The organism is Streptomyces sp. NPDC015125 (genome assembly GCF_043080045.1).
Lineage (GTDB): Bacteria > Actinomycetota > Actinomycetes > Streptomycetales > Streptomycetaceae > Streptomyces.
In genome coordinates this window covers 203,267-222,442 of the sequence record NZ_JBIBVF010000007.1, presented here as the reverse complement: position 1 = coordinate 222,442, position 19,176 = coordinate 203,267, and the positions used below count along the sequence as shown (strand labels likewise).

At 68.3% G+C, this 19,176-nt stretch carries 18 protein-coding genes and 1 pseudogene; 12 read left to right on the top strand and 7 right to left on the bottom strand.

Going from position 1 to position 19,176, the window contains the following annotated elements; genetic code table 11:
* Nucleotides 1-164 precede the first annotated feature (164 nt).
* The gene (locus tag ACF088_RS18520) at nt 165-734 is read right to left on the bottom strand and encodes a peptide deformylase (RefSeq protein ID WP_392376837.1); all 570 of its coding nucleotides are present in this window, start codon (nt 732-734) and stop codon (nt 165-167) included.
* Nucleotides 731-1,699, bottom strand: coding sequence for a multiprotein-bridging factor 1 family protein (locus ACF088_RS18515; RefSeq protein ID WP_392376836.1), 969 nt, complete (start codon nt 1,697-1,699; stop codon nt 731-733). Before ACF088_RS18515 ends, ACF088_RS18520 begins: the two co-directional genes overlap by 4 nt.
* Before the next feature lie 140 nt (nt 1,700-1,839).
* On the opposite strand from ACF088_RS18515, the gene ACF088_RS18510 reads away from it, so the two are divergent.
* Genes ACF088_RS18510 through ACF088_RS18495 form a run of 4 tightly spaced genes read left to right on the top strand, consistent with a single transcriptional unit; the run spans nt 1,840 to nt 5,814 of the window.
* Complete coding sequence (locus tag ACF088_RS18510; RefSeq protein ID WP_392376835.1) at nt 1,840-2,994, top strand: glycosyltransferase family 1 protein; 1,155 nt, start codon at nt 1,840-1,842, stop codon at nt 2,992-2,994.
* The gene (locus ACF088_RS18505) at nt 2,991-3,695 is read left to right on the top strand and encodes a hypothetical protein (RefSeq protein WP_392376834.1); all 705 of its coding nucleotides are present in this window, start codon (nt 2,991-2,993) and stop codon (nt 3,693-3,695) included. The genes ACF088_RS18510 and ACF088_RS18505 overlap by 4 nt, the downstream gene beginning before the upstream one ends.
* Nucleotides 3,692-4,924, top strand: a complete 1,233-nt coding sequence (locus ACF088_RS18500; protein ID WP_392376833.1) for a hypothetical protein — start codon at nt 3,692-3,694, stop codon at nt 4,922-4,924. Before ACF088_RS18505 ends, ACF088_RS18500 begins: the two co-directional genes overlap by 4 nt.
* The gene (locus tag ACF088_RS18495; RefSeq protein ID WP_392376832.1) at nt 4,921-5,814 is read left to right on the top strand and encodes a glycosyltransferase family 2 protein; all 894 of its coding nucleotides are present in this window, start codon (nt 4,921-4,923) and stop codon (nt 5,812-5,814) included. Before ACF088_RS18500 ends, ACF088_RS18495 begins: the two co-directional genes overlap by 4 nt.
* Here ACF088_RS18495 and ACF088_RS18490 read toward each other — a convergent pair.
* Nucleotides 5,772-6,275, bottom strand: coding sequence for an AAA family ATPase (locus ACF088_RS18490; protein WP_392376831.1), 504 nt, complete (start codon nt 6,273-6,275; stop codon nt 5,772-5,774). The genes ACF088_RS18495 and ACF088_RS18490 overlap by 43 nt on opposite strands.
* Before the next feature lie 101 nt (nt 6,276-6,376).
* Here ACF088_RS18490 and ACF088_RS18485 point away from each other — a divergent pair, with 101 nt between their 5' ends.
* Nucleotides 6,377-7,297, top strand: a complete 921-nt coding sequence (locus ACF088_RS18485; RefSeq protein ID WP_392376830.1) for an FkbM family methyltransferase — start codon at nt 6,377-6,379, stop codon at nt 7,295-7,297.
* A gap of 34 nt (nt 7,298-7,331) precedes the next feature.
* Nucleotides 7,332-7,808, top strand: coding sequence for an NUDIX domain-containing protein (locus tag ACF088_RS18480; protein WP_392376829.1), 477 nt, complete (start codon nt 7,332-7,334; stop codon nt 7,806-7,808).
* Between the two features lie 188 nt (nt 7,809-7,996).
* Here the strand turns inward: ACF088_RS18480 and ACF088_RS18475 are convergent, their stop codons facing one another.
* Together ACF088_RS18475 and ACF088_RS18470 are read right to left on the bottom strand one after the other, a co-directional pair.
* A complete protein-coding gene (locus ACF088_RS18475; protein ID WP_392376828.1) occupies nt 7,997-9,661 on the bottom strand; it encodes a hypothetical protein in 1,665 nt (554 codons plus the stop codon).
* A gap of 420 nt (nt 9,662-10,081) precedes the next feature.
* Nucleotides 10,082-10,349 (bottom strand): annotated as a pseudogene (locus tag ACF088_RS18470) (WhiB family transcriptional regulator); the annotation flags it as partial.
* 606 nt (nt 10,350-10,955) lie between these two features.
* On the opposite strand from ACF088_RS18470, the gene ACF088_RS18465 reads away from it, so the two are divergent.
* Nucleotides 10,956-11,552 (top strand): GNAT family N-acetyltransferase, encoded by a 597-nt coding sequence (locus ACF088_RS18465; RefSeq protein ID WP_392376930.1) that lies wholly within the window; start codon nt 10,956-10,958, stop codon nt 11,550-11,552.
* Nucleotides 11,553-12,068: 516 nt separating this feature from the next.
* Here ACF088_RS18465 and ACF088_RS18460 read toward each other — a convergent pair.
* A complete protein-coding gene (locus tag ACF088_RS18460) occupies nt 12,069-12,689 on the bottom strand; it encodes a hypothetical protein (protein WP_392376827.1) in 621 nt (206 codons plus the stop codon).
* A 533-nt stretch (nt 12,690-13,222) separates the two neighbouring features.
* On the opposite strand from ACF088_RS18460, the gene ACF088_RS18455 reads away from it, so the two are divergent.
* The 4 genes from ACF088_RS18455 (at nt 13,223) to ACF088_RS18440 (ending at nt 15,897) form a co-directional block, all read left to right on the top strand.
* Complete coding sequence (locus ACF088_RS18455; RefSeq protein WP_392376826.1) at nt 13,223-14,506, top strand: ADP-ribosyltransferase; 1,284 nt, start codon at nt 13,223-13,225, stop codon at nt 14,504-14,506.
* 82 nt (nt 14,507-14,588) lie between these two features.
* A complete protein-coding gene (locus ACF088_RS18450) occupies nt 14,589-14,990 on the top strand; it encodes a hypothetical protein (RefSeq protein WP_392376825.1) in 402 nt (133 codons plus the stop codon).
* Nucleotides 14,987-15,307, top strand: a complete 321-nt coding sequence (locus ACF088_RS18445) for a hypothetical protein (protein ID WP_392376824.1) — start codon at nt 14,987-14,989, stop codon at nt 15,305-15,307. Before ACF088_RS18450 ends, ACF088_RS18445 begins: the two co-directional genes overlap by 4 nt.
* 68 nt (nt 15,308-15,375) lie before the next feature.
* Entirely contained in the window at nt 15,376-15,897 is a 522-nt protein-coding gene (locus ACF088_RS18440; protein ID WP_392376823.1) for an AAA family ATPase, read from the top strand.
* Between the two features lie 371 nt (nt 15,898-16,268).
* On the opposite strand, the gene ACF088_RS18435 is transcribed toward ACF088_RS18440, so the two are convergent.
* The gene (locus ACF088_RS18435; protein WP_392376822.1) at nt 16,269-16,484 is read right to left on the bottom strand and encodes a hypothetical protein; all 216 of its coding nucleotides are present in this window, start codon (nt 16,482-16,484) and stop codon (nt 16,269-16,271) included.
* A gap of 1,308 nt (nt 16,485-17,792) precedes the next feature.
* On the opposite strand from ACF088_RS18435, the gene ACF088_RS18430 reads away from it, so the two are divergent.
* Nucleotides 17,793-18,791: a ParA family protein gene (locus ACF088_RS18430; protein ID WP_392376821.1), complete on the top strand. Its 999-nt coding sequence runs from the start codon at nt 17,793-17,795 to the stop codon at nt 18,789-18,791.
* The last annotated feature ends 385 nt before the right edge of the window (nt 18,792-19,176 follow it).

Sequence of the window (19,176 nt, the reverse complement as noted above, 5' to 3'; positions counted from 1 at the left end):
TCGGCTCGGTCGGCGGCGCCGCGGGGCGGGGAGGAGCGACGGGCAGGACGACCGGCGGCCCTTCCGGCGCAGTCGGGGGCAGCGTCACCGGGGGAGGCGGCACCGCTGGGAGAGCTGGAGAGGGGACGTGGTCCTTCCGTTGGGGGCCCGCCAGCGGTCGGCCGCTACTGCTCGTAGGCCCAAGAACGGCCGGTCTGCCGGTACTGCTCGACAGGGATGGGGGTGATGCCCGTCCGCATCCGCGCGGTGTAGAGCAGGCCGTCCAAGTGGTCGATCTCGTGGTGGATCAGCCGGGCGGGGCCACGCTTGTAGGTGGTGGTCACTACCTGACCCTCCAGCGTCGTGGTCTCCACCGTGATCCGAAGGGGCCGGGGGACCAGGCCGCGGACATCGAAGAAGCTGAGGCAGCCCTCGTACTGCTCATCCTCGTCGGTGGAGCGGTCGACGATGCGGGGATTCAGCAGGACGATCGGCGGCGCGTCGGGGCCGGGGGGCTGGACCACGGCGGCGGCCCGGCCGATCGCGATCTGAGGCGCCGCGAGTCCCATGCCCTTCGCGAACGGGTGGACCCGCCCGATCCGCTCCATGGCGGAGAACATCTGCTCTACGGCCTGCTTGGCTGCCTCGCGCTCGGCCGGCAGGTCGAAGGGGCGGGCCTGCTGGGCAAGGTCGGGAGCTCCGCGCTGCACGACTCCGAGGTCGCGCATCTGCTCGCTGGGCCGTACCTGGTTCACCTGTACTCCCCTTGATTCACGTCTTGTTCGGGTCGGCCCCGGAAGCGCCATTCGAGACGGTACCTGGCGTGGAGGGCGGGTGTGGAGGTGCTCCAGGAGAAGATCCGCTTCCCGTCCTCCTCGTGCTGTACGGGGGCGGTCCGTAGCGGGGCGGCCTCGGCGGTCATGGAGGTTTCGGTGCCCCACACAGCGGGGTCGAGTTCGGCGGGGAAGGCAAGTTCGACCGCCAGGCGTTCGGTGGGGAGGCGGACGGCGCGCTGGAACCACCGGCCCCACTTCTCGTCACCCACCGAGTAGGCGTATGCGATCCACACCGACTCGCCCGGGTAGAGAGGGAAGCGGCCCTCACTGTTCTCGAAGCGCAGCCAGACTTCCTTGAAGGCGTCGCGGTCGTGCTTGGCCTGCCAGCACATCGCCTCGCCACGGCACGTCGCGGTCAGGGCCAGTTCGCCCCAGGTCAAAGGGTGTTTGCGGTAGTGGGTGTTGGAGCGTTCCGGCTCGCCGGGGTAGCGGTCGACGCTGATGCGGATGAGGTAGCGGGTGATCGGCTCGGTGCCGGTGTTCCGCAACAGCCGGCGCATCGTGAGCCGATAGAGGCGGCCGTCGTAGTCGAGGCGGGCGGCGTCGTGCTCGACGACGATCGCCGAGCCGATCGCGTACGGCTGCTCCGTCCGGCGGGGAGCCGGTAAGGCTGCCGGCGCCGTACCGGCCTTGGCCGCCTCGTAGTCCAGCCAGCACTTCCAGATGGCCTTACCGGCGCCGAGTGTCTCCTCGGCCCGGCGGGCGAAGTCCTCGGTCGGCTTGGACCGGCCCGACTCAATGTGGCTCACGTAGGACGGGTCGAAGCCCATCCGTTGGGCTAACTCCCTCTTCGGAAGGCCCCGCACCTCGCGCCAGTGGGCGACCGTCGCCGCGAAATCTTCGGCGGCCGTCTCGACCGTCTGGGCACCGTCTCGCGCGTCCATCGAAGCCCCCGCCTGGATGCTGGATGAGATGAGTGAACCGTGAGTGATCTCGATTCATCATTCTGTCACGGTCCCGGCCGCCAGTTTCCTTCCTTCACCGGCCCAGGTCGACCCTGGGCCACGAGGAGGAGGGTCGCAGCATGCGCCTGCTGTATCTGCTCAACGTCTCCAACGCCAGCCGGATGAACGCCGATTCGGGTTTCACCTTCGCCGACCTGCTCGCCCCGGCCCTGACCGATGCCGGGGTCGAGGTGTCGGTGGCCTCGCCCGTCCCGGTCGGCGACGCTCGGGTGCACTTCGCGCCCACTGTCTCCCCGTCCACGAAGTACCGGGCCCGCTTCGACCCGGGGATGGACGCTCTGGTCACCCTTTTCCGCGAGCGGCGGCCCGAGGTGGTGGTGGCCAACCAGGTCGAGGCCGCTCCCGCGATCCGGGCCGCGCTCCTGGAGGCCGGGGTGGACGCGATGGTTGTCGGATACTGCCACTACCTGCCGTTCTCCTTCACCGACGCCAGCGTCTTGGAGCTGGACCCGGCGATGGACGACCGGGGCCTGGGCCGCAGTGTGCTGCTGTCCTTCGCCGCCGGCCTCGCGGCCTGCGACCGCGTCCTGGTTCACTCCTCCACCGCCGCGTCCTGGACCACCGCGGCTGCCGCCCGCACCGGCGTCGACCTCGGCGACAAGCTGCACATCGTGCCCGCCCCCAGGGACGTACGGCTGGTGCGCGACCCGGCCGGCATTACCCCGCCCGAGGGCCGGGCCACCGCCATCTACAACCACCGCCTGTACGCCCACTACGGCACGGGCCGCTTCACCCAGCTCGCCCGTCGCCTCATCGCCGACGGCACGGTGCGGCTGACGGTGATGGACCTGTTCGGCAGCCGCAACGCCGAGCGCATCCGCCTCGACCCCAGCCCCGAGCGGCACCTGGAGGAGCTGGCGACCATGGACGGCGTCGCCGTCGCCTCCGACCGCGGCGACCGCGTCCGCTACCGCAACCTCCTGGCTGGCGCCCACTTCGGCATCGCACCCTTCCGCCCCGGCTGCCCCTGGTCAATGTCGGTCATCGACTGTCAGGCCATGGGCCTGCCTGTGATCGCCCCGCGCACCGGCTGGCTGGCCGAGCACATCGACGACGAGCTGCTCTTCGACACCGACCAGCAGGCCGTCCAGATCACCACCCGCCTCGCCACGGACCCGGAGTTCTACCTCCTGCACGCCAAGCGTGCCTATGCCTCCACCGCCGAACTCACGCCCGCCGCGGTGGCCGCCCGCTATCTGGAGGCGATCCGATGACCGGCTTCGACGCGGTCCTGCTCTCCTACGACGAGCCGCAGGCCGACTGTCTGCACACTCGTCTCGCCCACGTGCTGGGCGGCCCGGTCAAGCGCCTGCACGGCGTGCGCGGGATGCGGCGTGCCTACCGGCTCACCGCCGAACTCGTTGACACCGAGCAGTTCTTCCTCGCCGACGGCGACTTCGCCATCGACGAGGAGTTCTCCGCCGGCGACGTGGAGCCGCTGGCCGACGGGGTGGCCATGCGGGTCTGGCAGGCGGCCAACCCGGTCAACGGCCTGATCTACGGCTACGGCGGACTCAAGTTGATCCGCCGGACGGCCCTGCGCGAGATGGGCCAGGCCGTCGACGTGCTGGCCGCGCTGCCCGGAAGGGTGGAGTTCTGTCGGCAGACCGCCGGCGTCACGCAGGTCAACCAGAGCGCGTTTCACGCGTGGAAGGCAGGCTTCCGGGAGTGTGCGATGCTCGCGCGCGGCAGCGAGTACGGCATGACCGATGCCTCCGCCCAAAAGAGGATCGCCGCCTGGACGGCCAGCGGTGACGGCGCCTTCGCCTCCTACGCGGCGGCCGGAGCCCGCGACGGGCTCGACTTCGCCCAGGCCGTCGGCCGCGCCCCGGAGCGGTTCGAGGCGCTCAATGACCCGGCCTGGCTGCTGCAGCACTTCGCCGTGCTGCGCGGCGGACAGGCGGTCGCCGGATGAGCACCGTGCCGGGGCCGCTGGTGCTGATCGAGCCGTATGCGCACCGGGGCGGCGGGCACCATCAGCACGCGCTGGCCTCGCTCGCCGCCACCGGGGCGAGCCTGGTCGTCGCCCCGGCCGGCCTGAGCGAGGCGCTGGGCCCGCTGGCCCGGTCCGGCGCCCGGGTCGCGGCCACCCCGGACGGGGCGGCGGCTAGGTTCCTGCTGGCCGCTGCGCGGGCGGCGGAGCGCGTCTCGGCCACCGGCCGTCGAGCCTTCGCCTCTCGGCGCTGGCCAAGGCCGGTCCGCCGGCTCCCGCACCAGATCACCCTCCTCGCCCGGTGCCTGACCGAGGCCGCCTGCCTGCGGACCGCGCGCCGCCTCGCCCCGCGGGCGGCGGCGGTGGTGATCCTCAGCGCGAGCGATGCCCTGCACGGCATGGCGGCTGTCCTCGGCGGCGTCCCGCACCTGCGGTTCGTCCACGAGCTGGTCACCACTGAGGACCGTCCCGTCCGGTGGCTGGGTCGCCTCGCGGGCCGGGGGGAGAAGCAGGTGGTCGCGCTTTGCCCGACCGCTGCCGTTCGGGACCGGATCACGGCGGCCTTCCTCCGCCTTCCCAGCGAGGTGCGGGCGTTCGCGGTCGACGACGGGCGACGGCTGACCGACGTGGAGCGCGACAGCGGCCGGACCGCCTTCACCATCCCCTCCGACGCGACGGCGGTGTGCGTGGTCGGCGGCTGGTGGCCTTACAAGGACATCGCCACCGTCGACGCCGCCCTCGCCCGCCTCACCGCCCCGCTGCACGTCCTGGTGTGCGGCACGCCGCTGGACGACGCCGTCCTCGCCCGCTGGCACCGGCTGCCTCACGTCCGCCTCCACACTGTGCCCGGCGCGGTCACCGACCAGGTCCTGCGGCTCGTCTACGGCGCCGCTGACGCGGCCCTCGTCGCCCGGCACCCTGGCGTAGGCAAGGAGTCGGGGCTTGTCATGGACGCCGCCCGCCTGGGCGTCCCGCTGCTCGTATCCCAGCACGACCCCACGCTGACCGCCCGGTTGGCCGGCCAGCCGTGGGTCCGGTCCTTCCCGGCCGGCGATGCCTGCGCGCTCGCCGAGGCGCTGGACAAGCTCTCGACCGAGGCGCCCGCCCGGCCGGGGCCGTCGGCGCCCGCGGTGCTGGACCTGTATCCGGCGGCTGAACAGGCCGCCTTTCTCACGGACACCTACGCCCGCCTGATCAAGGAGTGCCGATGACGTTCATTCCTCCCGCCCTGGTCGCGGTCGTCGGCCCGGTCGAGCCTGCGCTGCTGGCCGTCTGGACCGCCCACTACCGGCGGCTCGGCATCGAGCGGTTCCTCCTCGCCTTCCACTTCCCTGACCATGTCCCCGACGCCCAGCGGCACCAGCTCCTCGCGGCCGTCCACGACCTCGGCATCGTCCCCGCCCAGGTCAGCACCGGGCCGTGGCACGAGCACACCAACACCGAGCTGCGCGACGCCCTGCGCGAGAAGGCCGGGGCCGGCTGGCATCTGATCGCCGACGCCGACGAGTTCCAGACCTACCCGGCCTCGCTCACCGACGTGGTCGCCCAGGCCGAGGAGGCTGGGCGGAAGGTGGTCGGCGGGCTGATGCTCGACCGCGTCGCGGCCGACGGAAGCCTGGCTCCGTGGCACCCGGGCCCCGGGCTGGAGCTGGCCTTCTCGCTCGGCGGGCACCTCACCCACAGGCTCCTCCAGGGCGACCCGCGCAAGATCGTCCTCGCTCACTCCTCGGTGACCGTGGCCTCCGGCAATCACCGGGCGCCCGGGCGCCGGCCCGACCCGGACACGCTCGCGTGCGTGCACCACTTCAAGTGGCGTGCCGGCGTCCTGGACGACCTGCGCCGGCGGGTCGAGCGCTTCTCCTGCGGCGAGTGGGCCGAGCGCACCCCGGCCGTCCGCAGCGAGGCGTCCCGTCTACTGGAGCACACTGACCGTCACTCCGGCCGGATCGACGTCTCCGACCCCCGCCTTGCCTTCCGCCGCGTCGCCCTCGACCGCCTCCCGGAGGGCTGGGCCGCCGAAGCGGCCACGATCACCACCGCCTGGCGCCCGCCGTCGCCTCAGAGCCAGTCCGGTTCCACGGTCTCCTCGCCCTCACCGTGAGGCTTCTCGAACCGGGCGAAGAAGTCATCCAGTGCCTCCGGCGTCACGACGAGCGCGTTCGCGTCCTCTCGTTCGTTGCGCTCCACCAGCCGGCGGAGCAGCTCGTCGCGCTTCACCGGGAAGTACAGCAGCCGCCACCGCCCGCCGGCCGACTCCACGAGCTCCTTCATCGCCTCGCGATCCTTACGCGGCCACAGCCCGTGGTCCCACACCACGTCCCGGCCCTCCGCGACCAGCTCTGCAAGCCGCCGGTGCAGCTCGGCGACGACCGGAGCCTCTTTCTCGAAGTAGGTGTTCTCCGGGTAGTCGACGCCGTAGCGGCCGTGCCGCTCGAAGACCACCTCGTCCACCGACAGCCGCACAGCCCCCCGGGGCTCCAGCACCCGCTGGGCGTAGGTCGTCTTCCCCGAGCCGGTGAGCCCCACCAGCAAGAACACCACCGGAGCGTCGCACTCGGCCACCGCCAGCTCCTCTCACCACTCTCAGCGTTTCCCGGCAGTCTGTCACCACCGGCCGGCCTGGAACTCCCGTTCCAGGCCGCCGCCACCCGAAGGAGCCGCCCGTGCCCGCCTCCGCACTCGCCCGCGCGCTGCGCGCCTACGTCCGCCACGCCCCCGGCAGCCTCGGCAAGGCCCGGCTCATCGACCGCTTCCTCGACGGGCACCTGCGCACCCGCCCCGTCCACGCCGTCGTCCGGCTGCGGTCCGGCGACACAGTCGCCGTCACCACCGGTGACGTCATTCAGCGCTTCCAATACCTGTTCGGCGAGTGGGAGCCGAACTTGAGCGCCTTCCTTCGTAGTCGGCTCCGGCCCGGGGACACCTTCATCGACGTCGGCGCCCACCGCGGGGCCTTCAGCCTCCTGGCATCCCACGCCGTCGGCGCCCACGGCCGAGTCGTCGCCATCGAGCCCCACCCGCGCTTCCACGACGACCTGACCTCCGCGGCCAGCGCCAACCGCCGCACCAACATCCGGGGCGTCCGCTCCGCCGCCTCCGACGTCACCGGCACCCTGACGCTGTACCTGGAGGACCCCGCCAACCTCGGTCACACCACCGCCGTTCGGCCCCGCCGCGTCCACGCGACTGTCGAGGTGCCCACCGCTCCCCTGGCCGACCTGATCAGCCGGGCCGAACTCGCCACCGCGCGCGTCATCAAGGTCGACGTCGAAGGCGCCGAAGCGGCAGCGATCCGAGGGCTCATGCCCGCGCTGCCGTACCTGCGCGCCGACGCCGAGCTGGTCGTCGAGGTCACCCCCCGCCTCCTGGCCAAGCAGGGCGAGAACGTCGCCGGCATCATCGACGCCCTGCGTGAGCATGGTGGCTTCCACCCGTACACGCTCACCAACGACTACGACCCGGCCACCTACCCCCGGGCCATGCGCCGGCCACAGCCGCCCGTCCGATGCACCGAGACCCCGAAGGAAATGACCGACCTGGTCTTCTCCCGCACCGACGCCAGCCGTCTCGCGCTCGGGCGCTGAGCAGCACCGACACCATCCGGATGAGGAGGGCACCATGCCGAACCACCAAGCGATGAACAGCCGGAACATGGTCAGCGTGATCGTTCACGACAAGGCCACCGACACGATCGCCGCTGTGCTCTACGCCGCCCGCAACTGGACCACACGGCCGGCCTGGACCCTTCCCGGCGGCAAGGCCGAGGCTGGCGAAGCCCTCGACGAGGCCGCCGCCCGCGAACTCGCAGAGGAGACCGGCCTGCTCGTCGCCCCGGCCGATCTCGCTCTCGTCCACGTCATCCACGTCGAGCAGGGCCTCGACCGGGCCGGCCCGTTCGTCCTTTTCGTCTTCGCCACCGACACCTGGACCGGCGACCTGGCCAACCGTGAACCGCACAAGCACTTGGAGGCCGGTTGGGTTTTCGCGAGCCGCCTCCCCGCGCCCGCGTTCCCGACCTCCACGCGAGCCTTGACCGCGTGGAGGAACGGAGGCCCCACCTTCTCCCGCTACGGTTGGTCGCCTACCTCGGCTTGATAGACGAGCCTGTCGCTGACACCCCAGGTGTGGGAATCAGCGCCCGGGAGCAGGCACGACCTGCCGATGCTCCGGCCAGTCCATGCCGGAGCATCGGCAGGTGACAGCGGCCCGCTCAGCGGTTCGTCGTGCCCCGCGCGGGCGCGCCGGGCCCCGGCCCGGGAGTGTGCCGGGCCGGGGCCGGGCGGTCACGGCCAGGAGCCGGGCTGTGCCGGGAGGGCGTCGAGTGCGTGGTCGATGAGTGAGGACACGTCGGTGCCGTACTGGGTGTCGCCGTGGATGAAGGTCGTGGTGAAGGCGGTGCGCTCACGCCGCGGGAGGTCGGCGGCGCGGTAGGCGGCCAGCTGGTCGGCGCGCAGCAGCTGGGCGACCGCGATGTGCCCGCGGTCGGCGACCAGGGTGAACAGGACCGGGCCGTCCATCTCGCCGTCGGCATTGTGTGCGTCCCACCAGTACTCGTCCGGAGTCAAGGTGTGGCCGCGCTGGTGCCGGGCAACGATCGTCACCTTGATGCCGGTGCGCGGGTGGCCGACGACGATGTGGGACGACCGGCCGTCCCAGGCGGCGCCGAGGGCCTCGGCGGCCGCGCGGCGGACGACGTCGGCGACTGTCTCGGGCGTGGGTTGCACGGCGCCGGTGAGCAGGGTGCGCAGGCTGCCGGGGCGGGTGTGGACCGGGCGGCGGGCGACGATCAGGACGTCGTTGCGGATGCGCTGGTCGTCGGTCTCGGTGATGCCCGGGTGCCAGCGGCGGTGCGCGCGGACGTCGGCCAGGACCTCGCGGGCGCCCTGGTTGTCGGTCGGGTTGAGGTAGAGCAGGGTCACCAGGACGCGCTCGGCGGAGTTGAAGCGGCCCAGGCGCCACAGTGTCAGGGCCAGGCCGTGGAAGGCGCGCAGGAAGGGGCGGTTGTCCAGCTCGTACCAGGGCAGCCGGCCGTGGAAGGTCATCGGGAGGGACGCCTCGCCGACAGCGACGGCGGCCTCGTACCAGGCCAGTGCTTCCTTCAGGTAGCGGCGGCGCTCGGCAGCGGTGGGGCCGACATAGGAGATGAGAGCGCCGAACTCTCCGTCGTGGCGTTGCAGGGCCAGGCTGCCGAGGTGGGCGTAGGCGTCGACGTCGCGGGGCTCGGCAGCGACGATGCGGCGCAGTTCGTCCTCATAGCCGTCCACGTCCGCGGTGGCCCGCATGGTGTCCAGTGCGGCGTCGAGGGGCACTTCGGCACGGCCGGGGTAGAGGTCCGGCATCCGGTACCGGGGCAGGACGCCGTCCTCGGCCAGTTGCTCCAGCCACCAGCGCGCGGCGATCTCGGCGTCCTTCTGCGGCCCCGGGGCAATGTCGAGGTCCTCGTCGTCCGGCTCCGCCGGGTCCCCACCGACCTCTGTGGTCTCTGGCCCCGTGCCCTCGAAGCCCTCCTCGTCCTCGTCGTAGTCCTCACCGTCACCGTCGTTCGCCTCGTCGTAGGCGTGGAGGACTTCGTCGGGGTGGAAGTCGCCATCCTCGGCCGCTTCGCGGACGCCGGCGCGGTGAGCCTTCTCCAGAGCGTCCCGGGCCCGCTTACTCCGGGCACCGGGCAGAGCCTGCGTCAGCGGCTGGTAGACGTCGGGCCACAGGTGACCGGCCGCGAGAGGGCTCCACATCACATAGTCCTGCTGCATCAGGATGCGCAGGGCCCGGTCGAGGCCGTGGTGATCGAGGCGGTCAGGAAGCCGGCCGGCCTCGCCGGCGCGGGTCACCTCCTGGAGGGCGTTCTGGTAGCCGATCTGCATCTCGGCGTCCAAGAGGCGTGCGAGCCGGGTCGGCTGAGTGCGCTGGACGCGCCGCCGGCGCTCGGCGGAAGGATTGGTAGTGGACATGAGGGCCTCCTTGAACCGGACTTCGCGTAGCGCACCGCCCCACCTCGGTGCGACGCCAAGCCATCAGGTCAGGACGCCGTCATCATGTCGATCATGCTCGTCGTGCCGGTTCGAGCGTGTGCTCAGTTCTCCCTGCACGGTCAACGGTGGGGATGACCGGCGGGAACGCGCACCTTGGGCGCGGTCAGGAATCCATCCTGGCGGGTTCCCGCGGGGCGACGCAAGGCCATCCCCGAAAGAGAACGATCGAGGCCAGTTCCGTACACACCGTTTCGAAGGATGCCTTCATTCGATCCCCGTCGGTCTGCCGCAGCAGCTGCCCGTCCGAGCGGACGGCGCTCGGGCGGAGAAGCTCAGCCAGCCAGCGACAGGTGCCCACACCGTCGGCCTTTGCCGCACCGCCTTGCCGCTCGTAGGCGGCCGCGCGGTCTCCAGCAGGCGCCGCCGCGAGATCACCGTCGGTCGGCGCTTGAGCAGGACGCGTCGTTCCCGCTCGGTGATGCAACTCCAGATGCCGAACTCGCCCGGCCGGTCGAGGCGTCGGCCAGGCATCCGGGCGGATGGCGCACCCGAAGCACACGCTCGTGGCTCGGTTCTGCGCGGCACCGTCGACGAAGAGCTCATCGGGCCGGCGTTCTGGCAGGCCGCCGGCCTCAGTCGATGCTTGTGTCCCCCATGGCGACGTCAATCACCCTGGTCATCGCACCAAATCGCTCGGAGACCTTGGTGCACGCAATCTGACACGAATGCCCCTCAGCTTTCCCCTCTGTCCACAGTCGACGGCTTCCACGATGTCCGCCCTGGGTTCGGCCGCTTCGAGGGAGTCGCGGATGGCTGGAACCCACCGTCGTGCCGTCGTCCCGTCGGCTGCATTCAGAGAGGTGGCACGGTGATCGAGGTACACGAGGTGACGGGTCCCGCAGCATCGGCCTGGCTTGCTGAGCACTGGGCTGCGCTATATGACGCCGACCCTGAGGCCACGCCATTCCAATCACCTGGCTGGCTCTTGGGATGGGAGGCGCAACTGCCGGCGGCGGCTCCGTTGATACTCGTCGCGACAGCCGGTGAGAGCGTTTGCGCCGCGTTGGCTCTGGCTCGGGAGCCTTTGGACGATGGGCGTGTACTGATACGCCCCTTGTCGGCTCCGCACTGCGAATATGTCGATGCGGTAGGTCCGCGGGCGCAGGAGACGCCCGTCGCGGAGGCATTGGTCCGTGCGCTGACCGTAGTGGCCCGGGACGGGGCAACTGTGGAGGTTTCCGACATCCCCGCTGGTTCGGCTCTGGCCATAGCCATGTCGGGGGAGCCGGCCTGGCGGCATACCAGGGCACGCTGCGCCGTTGTCCCCTTGCCCCTCAACCTGGCGTCGCTCCCCAAGTCGGCTCGGCGTCAGCACATCCGACGTGAGCAGCGAGTGTCGGCCAGGGGTCACCACGTGTCGTACCGCAGATCACAGACGACCGACCAACTCCTCTGCGCCTTCCAGGAGCTGGAGTTCTTGCACGTCGCTCGTCGGTCCGGCTCCGATATGTCCCGCGGGGCCTCGTCGGGCTCGTGGGCCGCGGTCTTGCAACAGTGCGGCAGCAGTGTGGCCTTCATCGCTTCCACGACACTCGACGGCACGACGCCGATGGCTGCGCAGTTGTGCCTCTACCGTGACTCTCGCTGCTACTCAGTCCGGCCGGCCAGGCACCCGGGCCTGTCCGGCCTCTCCCCCGGGCACATCTTGCTGCGGCGGCTCGCTGCGGATGCTGCCAGCAACGGCTTCACCGCACTTGACCTTGGACGCACGGTGGATTCACCGGCCCAGATCGGCTACAAGGATCAGTACGGTCCACGCTGGAATTTCAACCTGACCTTTGTCCTCAACGGAAGTGTTGAGCAGCAGTGAATAGTTCAGTAGCGCACGAAACAGTTCAGTCGACGGTTCAGTCAGCGCAGCCAACCGTTCAACCCGCAGGTCACAGCCCTGCGGAGAGCGCGCAGCTCGTCCGGGCGGTCGCCGCACTGAACAGTTCGGTGCGCAGAACGGGCCCCAGCACCTGCGCACAAAAGAGTTCAGTGTGCAGGTCAGAGGCTCGGCCACTGAACTCTTTCCTCGCATCCGACAGGAAGTGAGGGCCGGTGGCAGACTCCCGGGCTGCGAAGTGGCAGCCTCTCCCTCGGAGTCATGTAGTCCAGGAGCGGCCATCCCACACCATCCCCGGCGGCCGTCGGCCGCCGACCGTCGTCCTGTGGCTGGCGGACTCGCGGCACCAGACAGGCGATCGGCTCTGGTCTCGAGGCGCATGCGCCCAGCTGCCACCTCCCGCGGTATGACCATGCCCCAGGCTTGTCGTGTTCCAGCAGGCGGCCTCGCACGGGCGCCGCTCGCCGGCGCAGCCGCCGATCCCCAGCAGGCTCTCATTCACAGGCAGTGCCTCGGTGCCGGGTTGCGGGTCCTGACCCAGGCTCCAAGTCGGTCACCGGTCATCCAGCCCTCGCGAAGGAGGGCGGGCATGGCAATGAGGATGGCGTCCCAGTGTTCATCGAGTGCGTGGTCGGCAAGAGTGTGCAGCTCGGCGTAGTCGGGGCCGCCGTCGCCGAAGGCAGGGCGGGGGGTGGGGTCTGCGGCGAAGATCTGGGCACGGTCGCTGGTGGCGCCGAGCTCCGCGAAAGCGGCACGGTCTTCAGTCCACAGCCCGGTTTCGCGTAGCCAGCGGTCTTGGGCCCTCTCCCCCGCGGCAACGGCGATCGCCCAGTCCAGTCGCTGTTGGGGGGCTGGTGGGCCGCATTCGGCGCGTCCTCCGCGGCCCACTCCGATTCCCAAGCCGACGACGTGGACTCCGCGGGTGAGCCACAGCACGGCATGCCCGAGTTCGTGAGCGGCGCAGCTGGATCGGCTCTCCTGCTCACTGAGGCCGAGGACGTGGTCGTTGAGTACCGGCGCGCTCCTGGCGTGGGTAGAGAGCCGGTGGCGTAGCGGATACGGCGTCCCGTCGGACAGTACGTAGCCGTGGTGCCACATCACTCTTGTGGTTCCGGGCATCACTTCTCCAGCGGCTCGATGCGGTCGTTGGCAGCATCTCGAAGCCGACCTCTGGGTGTTGCCCACCCTTGGGCAACCGGCACGTCGGCTCCGTCACAGAGCTGCAGAGGTAGGCGGTAGTAGGCGCGGTACGGCTCTCGGACCTTGTCCACCAGGCGCCCTGGTGCCGCCATCCGCCGACAATGGCGATTAGTCCCGCTTTCCTGCGGCCGCTCACGGTAGTTGGCGACTCCGAGGCCCGAATGGAGACCATCCCGGGAACGCAGTCCCTGGGACTGCTACGGCGGTCGACCACGGGGTGAAACGCAATCTGAGACTCTGTCCACAGGGCCACGCGCGCAGCCTCATCGGACCACAAGGTCCGACGCGGCATCCTCCGGGAGCTGCGGAAAGCGAGTACGCCCGTGTGCCGATCTCTCGCCGCCGGCGGCCGGCGGTGCGCTTCGTCCCATCCGGCCGTCCGGTCAGCCACTCGAGCCGCCTCACCTCAGCTGGGTCGGCATGTCTCTGCGGCAGGTCCCGGTCATCCGGCGGTGGCCGCCTACGAGCAGGCGCAAACCTGGGCTGACAGGACAAGGCAGGCCGTCGCGGCGGGCGATGAGGAGACGGCTCGGCAGTATGCGGCCCAAGCCCGTCAGTGTGCCCAGACCAGCCGCGGCCTGCTCGCCGTTTCCGGCACCGCGTCTGAGCGGCCCGAGCCGGAGGATCCACGCCGCGCCTTCGCATTGAGCACTCCCACGATCGCTGAGAAGGAGCCCGGCAAAGACGTCGGCCGGGATGCTCTGCCTGAGTTTCCCGAACACGTGCGCGCCGCCTCGGCCCTCGCTCAGGCCAGCGGCGCCGGCGGAGGAGCGACTTTCGTCCCGCGCGAGGACGGCGGGCAGAGCGTGGCGTGGGGTCAGCCCGGCTACTGCGGCGTGGCCACTGTGTATGCAGGCGATGAGGATGAACATCCCTATGCCCGCCTGGCCTTCAGCACGCTGGACCGGGACCGATATGGGGCTCTCGCCCACTCGCCCTGGCCCTACCGGATGGAGGAGGACGGGGCAGTCGTCTACGACCGGGTGCCGGTCGACCAGGCCGAGCAGATCCTTCACACCGCCCGCACAGGGCGGCCGGGCAAGCCGTGGGAGCGCCATGGGCTGGGTGAGCGGGATGACCGTGTGGAGCTGTCGAACGAGGGAGCAGCCAAGCTTGAGCCTGAGTCGAGCCGTTGGGCCGAGGGCCTCAGCGAAGCGGAGAGGACCTGGATAGGGACGTATACGGGGGAGAGCTTCGGACAGATCAACGAGCATCTCTACAAAGGCCGTTCGATGGATGAGGATCTCTACATCAACGACCAGGTCGTGTCGATGCGCACGGTGGCCGGGGAGATCGACTCTGCGCTGTTCAAGGCAGCGCCTGGGAAGTTGCACACCACCTACCGGGGGTTCACGCCGCCGATGGAGGTACGTCGGGCCGACACAGTCGACTCCTGGGTTCGTGACAATTTCGTGGTGGGCCAGGACTACCGGGATGACTCCTACATGTCGGTGTCCCACTGTCCCTCGGTCGCGGCCGGTTTCGCGTCGCGCTTCTGGGACAACCCCGAGACCGGTAAGTACGGGAACGCCCGGTACCGCGTGGTCTTCGAGATCGTCTCCAGCCGCGGGGCTGTGGTCGGAGCTGTCGGCATCCATGGGCATTCAGAGCGGGAGCGGTTGATGCCGCGGGGCATGTCGTATCGGGTGGTGGGGATCCAAGAGGACGCGAAGGTCGATGGGCACCCCTCCATGGTCGTGCAGATGGTCGACACCAAGGACATCCCTCGGCACTGACGGCAGATCTTTCTACTTAATTTGACTTTTAACGATACAGGCCGTATACTTCTAATTGCCTAGAAATTTCAAAGGAGGGGAATTGCCCCACCTCACCCCCCGGCAGTTCGAGGATCTCTACCGCGAGCGGATCGACCACCTCACCCTCGCTGACGGCACACGCTTCACCCGCGACCAGCTCGTCCGCTACATCCGCGCCTTCCGCATCACCACCGGCGAGGACGGCGCACCGCTCGACAGTCAGTGGCGGGTCGTCGCCCGCCACCTGCGCGGTCCGCAGGGCGCACCCGACCCCAACGAACTGACAGAACTCGAACAACTCGCGGCCGCGATCAAAGAAGCCGAGGCGAAGCGCGACACCGCCATCCGCAGCGCCACCAGCCGATGGCCCATCGAAAGCATCGCCCACTCAGCCTCTCTGACCCCCAAGCGGATCTACCAGATCCGCGCCACACCACCCGAGAAACAGGAGCACCGCCCGTGAGCCAGAACCAGCAGCCGAACCAGCAGCCCTCCTCCCGCATGGCAGGGCAGCCCGCCCCCCGCCCCGTCCACGACCAGCCGGCCCAGACCGACCGCCCGACCTTCGAGGAGCTGACCGCCCAGGCCGACAACGCCGACTACAGCCCCCTCTCCGCGCACCTCGACGACGAGGTGCGCACCGCGCTCGGGCTGCCGGCCGTACCCGTCCCGGTCACAATCGACCGGCCCCTGGTCCAGCTCATCCGCGACTACTTCCTCGACCACCCCGAGAAGACCGCGGCCCTGCCCGACAGCGCCCGCGACCTCCTGCACGTATAGCCGGCGCCACGCACTTCAGCACGAGGCCATCGGCCTGCAGGTACCCCAGTCAGCGAAGGAGATCCCGAATGACGACACTGGAGACGACACCTGATCCTGCGTCGAGTCGCGCTGGTCTCTCCTTCCCTCCAGGGACACTCGTCGTACTGGTCGGCATCCCAGGTGCCGGCAAGTCGACTTTCGCAAGCCAGTACCCGCACACGTGGCAGGTCAGCCTCGATACGTTCCGTGAGATGGCCAGTGACTCGGCGGAAAACCAAGCCGCCACACCGGTAGCCGTACAGGCACAGAACCTTTTCCTTAACGCCCGCCTGGCCGACGGCAAGACCACCATCGTCGACAGCACGAACGTGGTCCCAAGCCACCGGCAAGACCTGCTAGCCATCGCCGAGCGGTGGGCCGCTCCCAGCGCGGCCGTCCTCTTCGACGTGCCGCTCGCAGTCGCGGAAGCACAGAACTCTTCCCGCACTCGCAAGGTCCGCACGGAGGTTCTGCGCTCCATGCACCAGCAACTTCCCGACGTGCAGCAACTCCGCCTGGAAGGGTTTCGCCACGTGTACCGCCTAGGCCCAGCAGAACCGCCCCAGTAGTCCACCGCGCTCCGATTCGCCACCCAACCCACTCACACGGGCCGACCTGTCCCCCGCACTCACCGGAGCCCCCCGTCCCGAGCGCCCCAGCCCAAGAACGGGGCGGGCAGGTCGGCCTCAACGCTGGTCACCGCACATGCCGGCGAACCACCGGAACTCATCTCGGCCCGCCTCCGCTTCCGGGCCGAATGTCCTGCATTACGGGACCACAGACCCAACACCGGCCTGGGACTCGTCGAGCTGACCTTCGGCGAGACGAGCTGACGCCGGTACCACGAAGCCCGCTACCAGTTGGTTTCACACTGTCGCCGTTCGCGACATCCACGCCCAGAGCCCTTGCTGCTATATGGATTTCGCCGAAGGCAGCATGCTCAATGACGGATCAGCCCCTCACTGCCGTACCCCGTGCGTTGGCAGGGTCCTTCGCGACGCAGTCGAGTTTCGTCGCGGTACAGCTCTCTTTGATCACGGGCTGTCGCCTGGAAGGAAGCTTCATGCAATGCGGCGGTTGATCTTCGTATGAAGATGCCGATGGCGCGTACTGGCATCCACTCGATCATCGTCGGTGCCTTCATAATCAAGTTCATCTAGCGCCCTTGCCCTTACCACAGGCTCACTCGCTTGACCACTGACCTTTGCTGCGACATTGACACCCAGAGACTCTTGTCATTTCGCACTGACAGGCGCACCAAGGAATATCTGTAATGATCCTGCCACAGCTACACCGTTGCGCTCCCTCTTTCTAGCACTGTGCGAGCTGCACCTGCTTAAGGTCATTCACTCGTCTGCATCTGTTGCAGACTGCGCACTCAACTGCCAACCAGAGCTTGCTCGGTTACTCTTGCGTGCCCTCTGACGCTATGACATCTGCGCGTTTCTGCCTGCCGACTTGCTGGTGCACCTTCATCCAATGTCAATGCTCTGCGATTGCATCACTCTAATCAACTTTCAATGACCACCTGCCCCTGCGTTCAGCAGTTAAGTGATGCACACTGATCTTGACGCGCACCGTTGCCGCTTAAAGAACAGGCACATCACTCCCGAAGCTACTCATCACGCAACCACCTGCCCTTGTAGGTATGCGTGTAGCTATCTCTGTAGGTAGCCCAGTAGCTTCACATGTAGGCATCTCGGTAGTCCTGTATGCATCTACGTAGGCATGTAGGCATGCCTGTATGCATCTTCGTACCTACGCACGCCACCTCACCCGCGCTTCCCCTCCTCCCGCGCTCTGCATCTTCCCACCGTGCGTCACCCACCCTCCCCTTTCTGTTCATCTACTTGCACTCATTGCCAACTTCCTGCACACACGCCATGCTGCATCGCTAAGGATGTGCGCTTTCGCAGCACTGCCTGTTTACTGCTGCACCAATTGCCTCATGCACATCACTAGCTGCCTTCTCCCGTTTTCAGCTTGGCTGCTTGACGCCTCCTTCCATACGCGTCTCAATTCCTCCTGGCCAACGTTCTGGCATTTCGTCTCCTCTTGGTACGCCACTACTCATTGACTCCACTGCGCTTTCCCCTCAAGCACTCAATTGCGATGCCTCTCGGCATGCCCGCATCTCGCATTTCAGGTGCACTTGCCTGAACCGTTGCCTGTGCAGGTCGCCCGTGGACACTGTGGGCCGACACGCAGAAATGTCCCCTCATAGGCAACACCAAGCTTCCCCTTGCTGCTATCGTCCCGGGTGCCGCGTCGTAGCACGCCCGGTCGACTCCAAGATCGCTATGCGCGCAAAAGATGTCCGATATCTCCAGCAAAGCTGCCGCTCTATGCACTCACATGGCCCGACTGCGCACCTGATAACTCTCAGAGCTGCGACGCGACGCGACACAACCACTCACGCTTCGCACCATTTCGTCCTCATTGGTCAGACCTGGAGGCTTGCCCGATGACTGACACTGCACTTGCCAGCGCGATCGACGTCGCTGCTGAAGCAACGTCTAACGTGCCGATCGTCATTGCCATCGCGACGCAGAAGGGCGGCGTGGGGAAGACAACAACGACAGTCAACCTGGGCGCTCGGCTCGCGATGGCGGGCTACGACGTCCTGGTCGTGGATCTCGAGCCGCAGGCTCAGGCCGGCACAGCCCTGGGGGTGACTCTCGGCAGCTCCGAGGACGACGAGCAGAACGAAAAGGAACTTCAGCGATCGCTCGGTTTCATCCTCCAGATGGCACTTCAGAAGTTCCCGCGGCCCCGGCTCCAAGAGGCCATGTTCGACCGAACCTCGGATGTCCTGGACGGCTTCGAGGGGCACGGGCGTCTGTGTGTCCTGGCCTCAGAAGAGGCGTCGATGTCTGCCGCTCAGAACGCTTTCGTCACGAAGCCGTACAAGAAGACCGCAATGCTCCGTGAGCTCCTGATGGCGGAGGCGCGAGGTTTCCACTTTGTCCTCATTGATACTCCGCCGGCAGTGTCGCACTTGAACGCCGTCGCCCTCGCGGCAGCCGACTACGTGGTCACCATCTGCATCCCGGAATATCAGTCCATCAAGGGTGCACTCGTCCTGAGCGCTGCCACGCACGCGGTGGAAACGAACACCGACGGCTTGTGCAAACCGAAGCTGCTGGGTGCACTACTCAACCGTTCCAACCCTCAGTCCGCTTGGACCAATCAAGACGTCGACATCCGAAACGGCATGGTTGGCGACGGCATCGACGCGAAGCCGGGCCGGGGGCTCTTCCCGTTCGTCACAGATGTGCGCAAGGACGTCCGGATCTCCGAGTCGTACATCTACGGCCAACCCGCAGTGGTTCGGTTCCCAAACCAGTCCTGCGGCAAGCAGTACACGAGTGTGGTCGAAGAGATCCTGGATCGGATCGAGCTGCCTCGTGAGAAGTGGACCATCGCGGAGCCCGTGCTTGTGGAGGAGGAGGAGAATGGCTGAGGAGCCCTCGGCGGCAGGTAAAGATGACGACAAGAAGGCCCCGAGGAAGAGGGCGGCGAAAAAGGTTGCGGGCCTACGCCCCAGGACGGGTTCCGCCCTTCTCAACAACCCCGCCCTGTCCGGGGCTACTACGGTCGTCGCTCGTTCCGTGATGGGCCAAGGTGCCACTGCCGAAAACACGGCGCCGACATCGATCCCTGCTCATCAAGAAGAGTCGGGTTCCGATGATGGAGCCGCGGGGGAGTTGACCGGCGCATCAAACCCTTCGCCTACGGTTCCCGCTCCAAGCGCTCCAGCCGATTCCACTGCGCACTCCCAGGCACCTGCAAAATCCTCAGATCAAGGTGCTGGACGGTCGGAAGCCGCGCCGGCGACGGAAACCGCT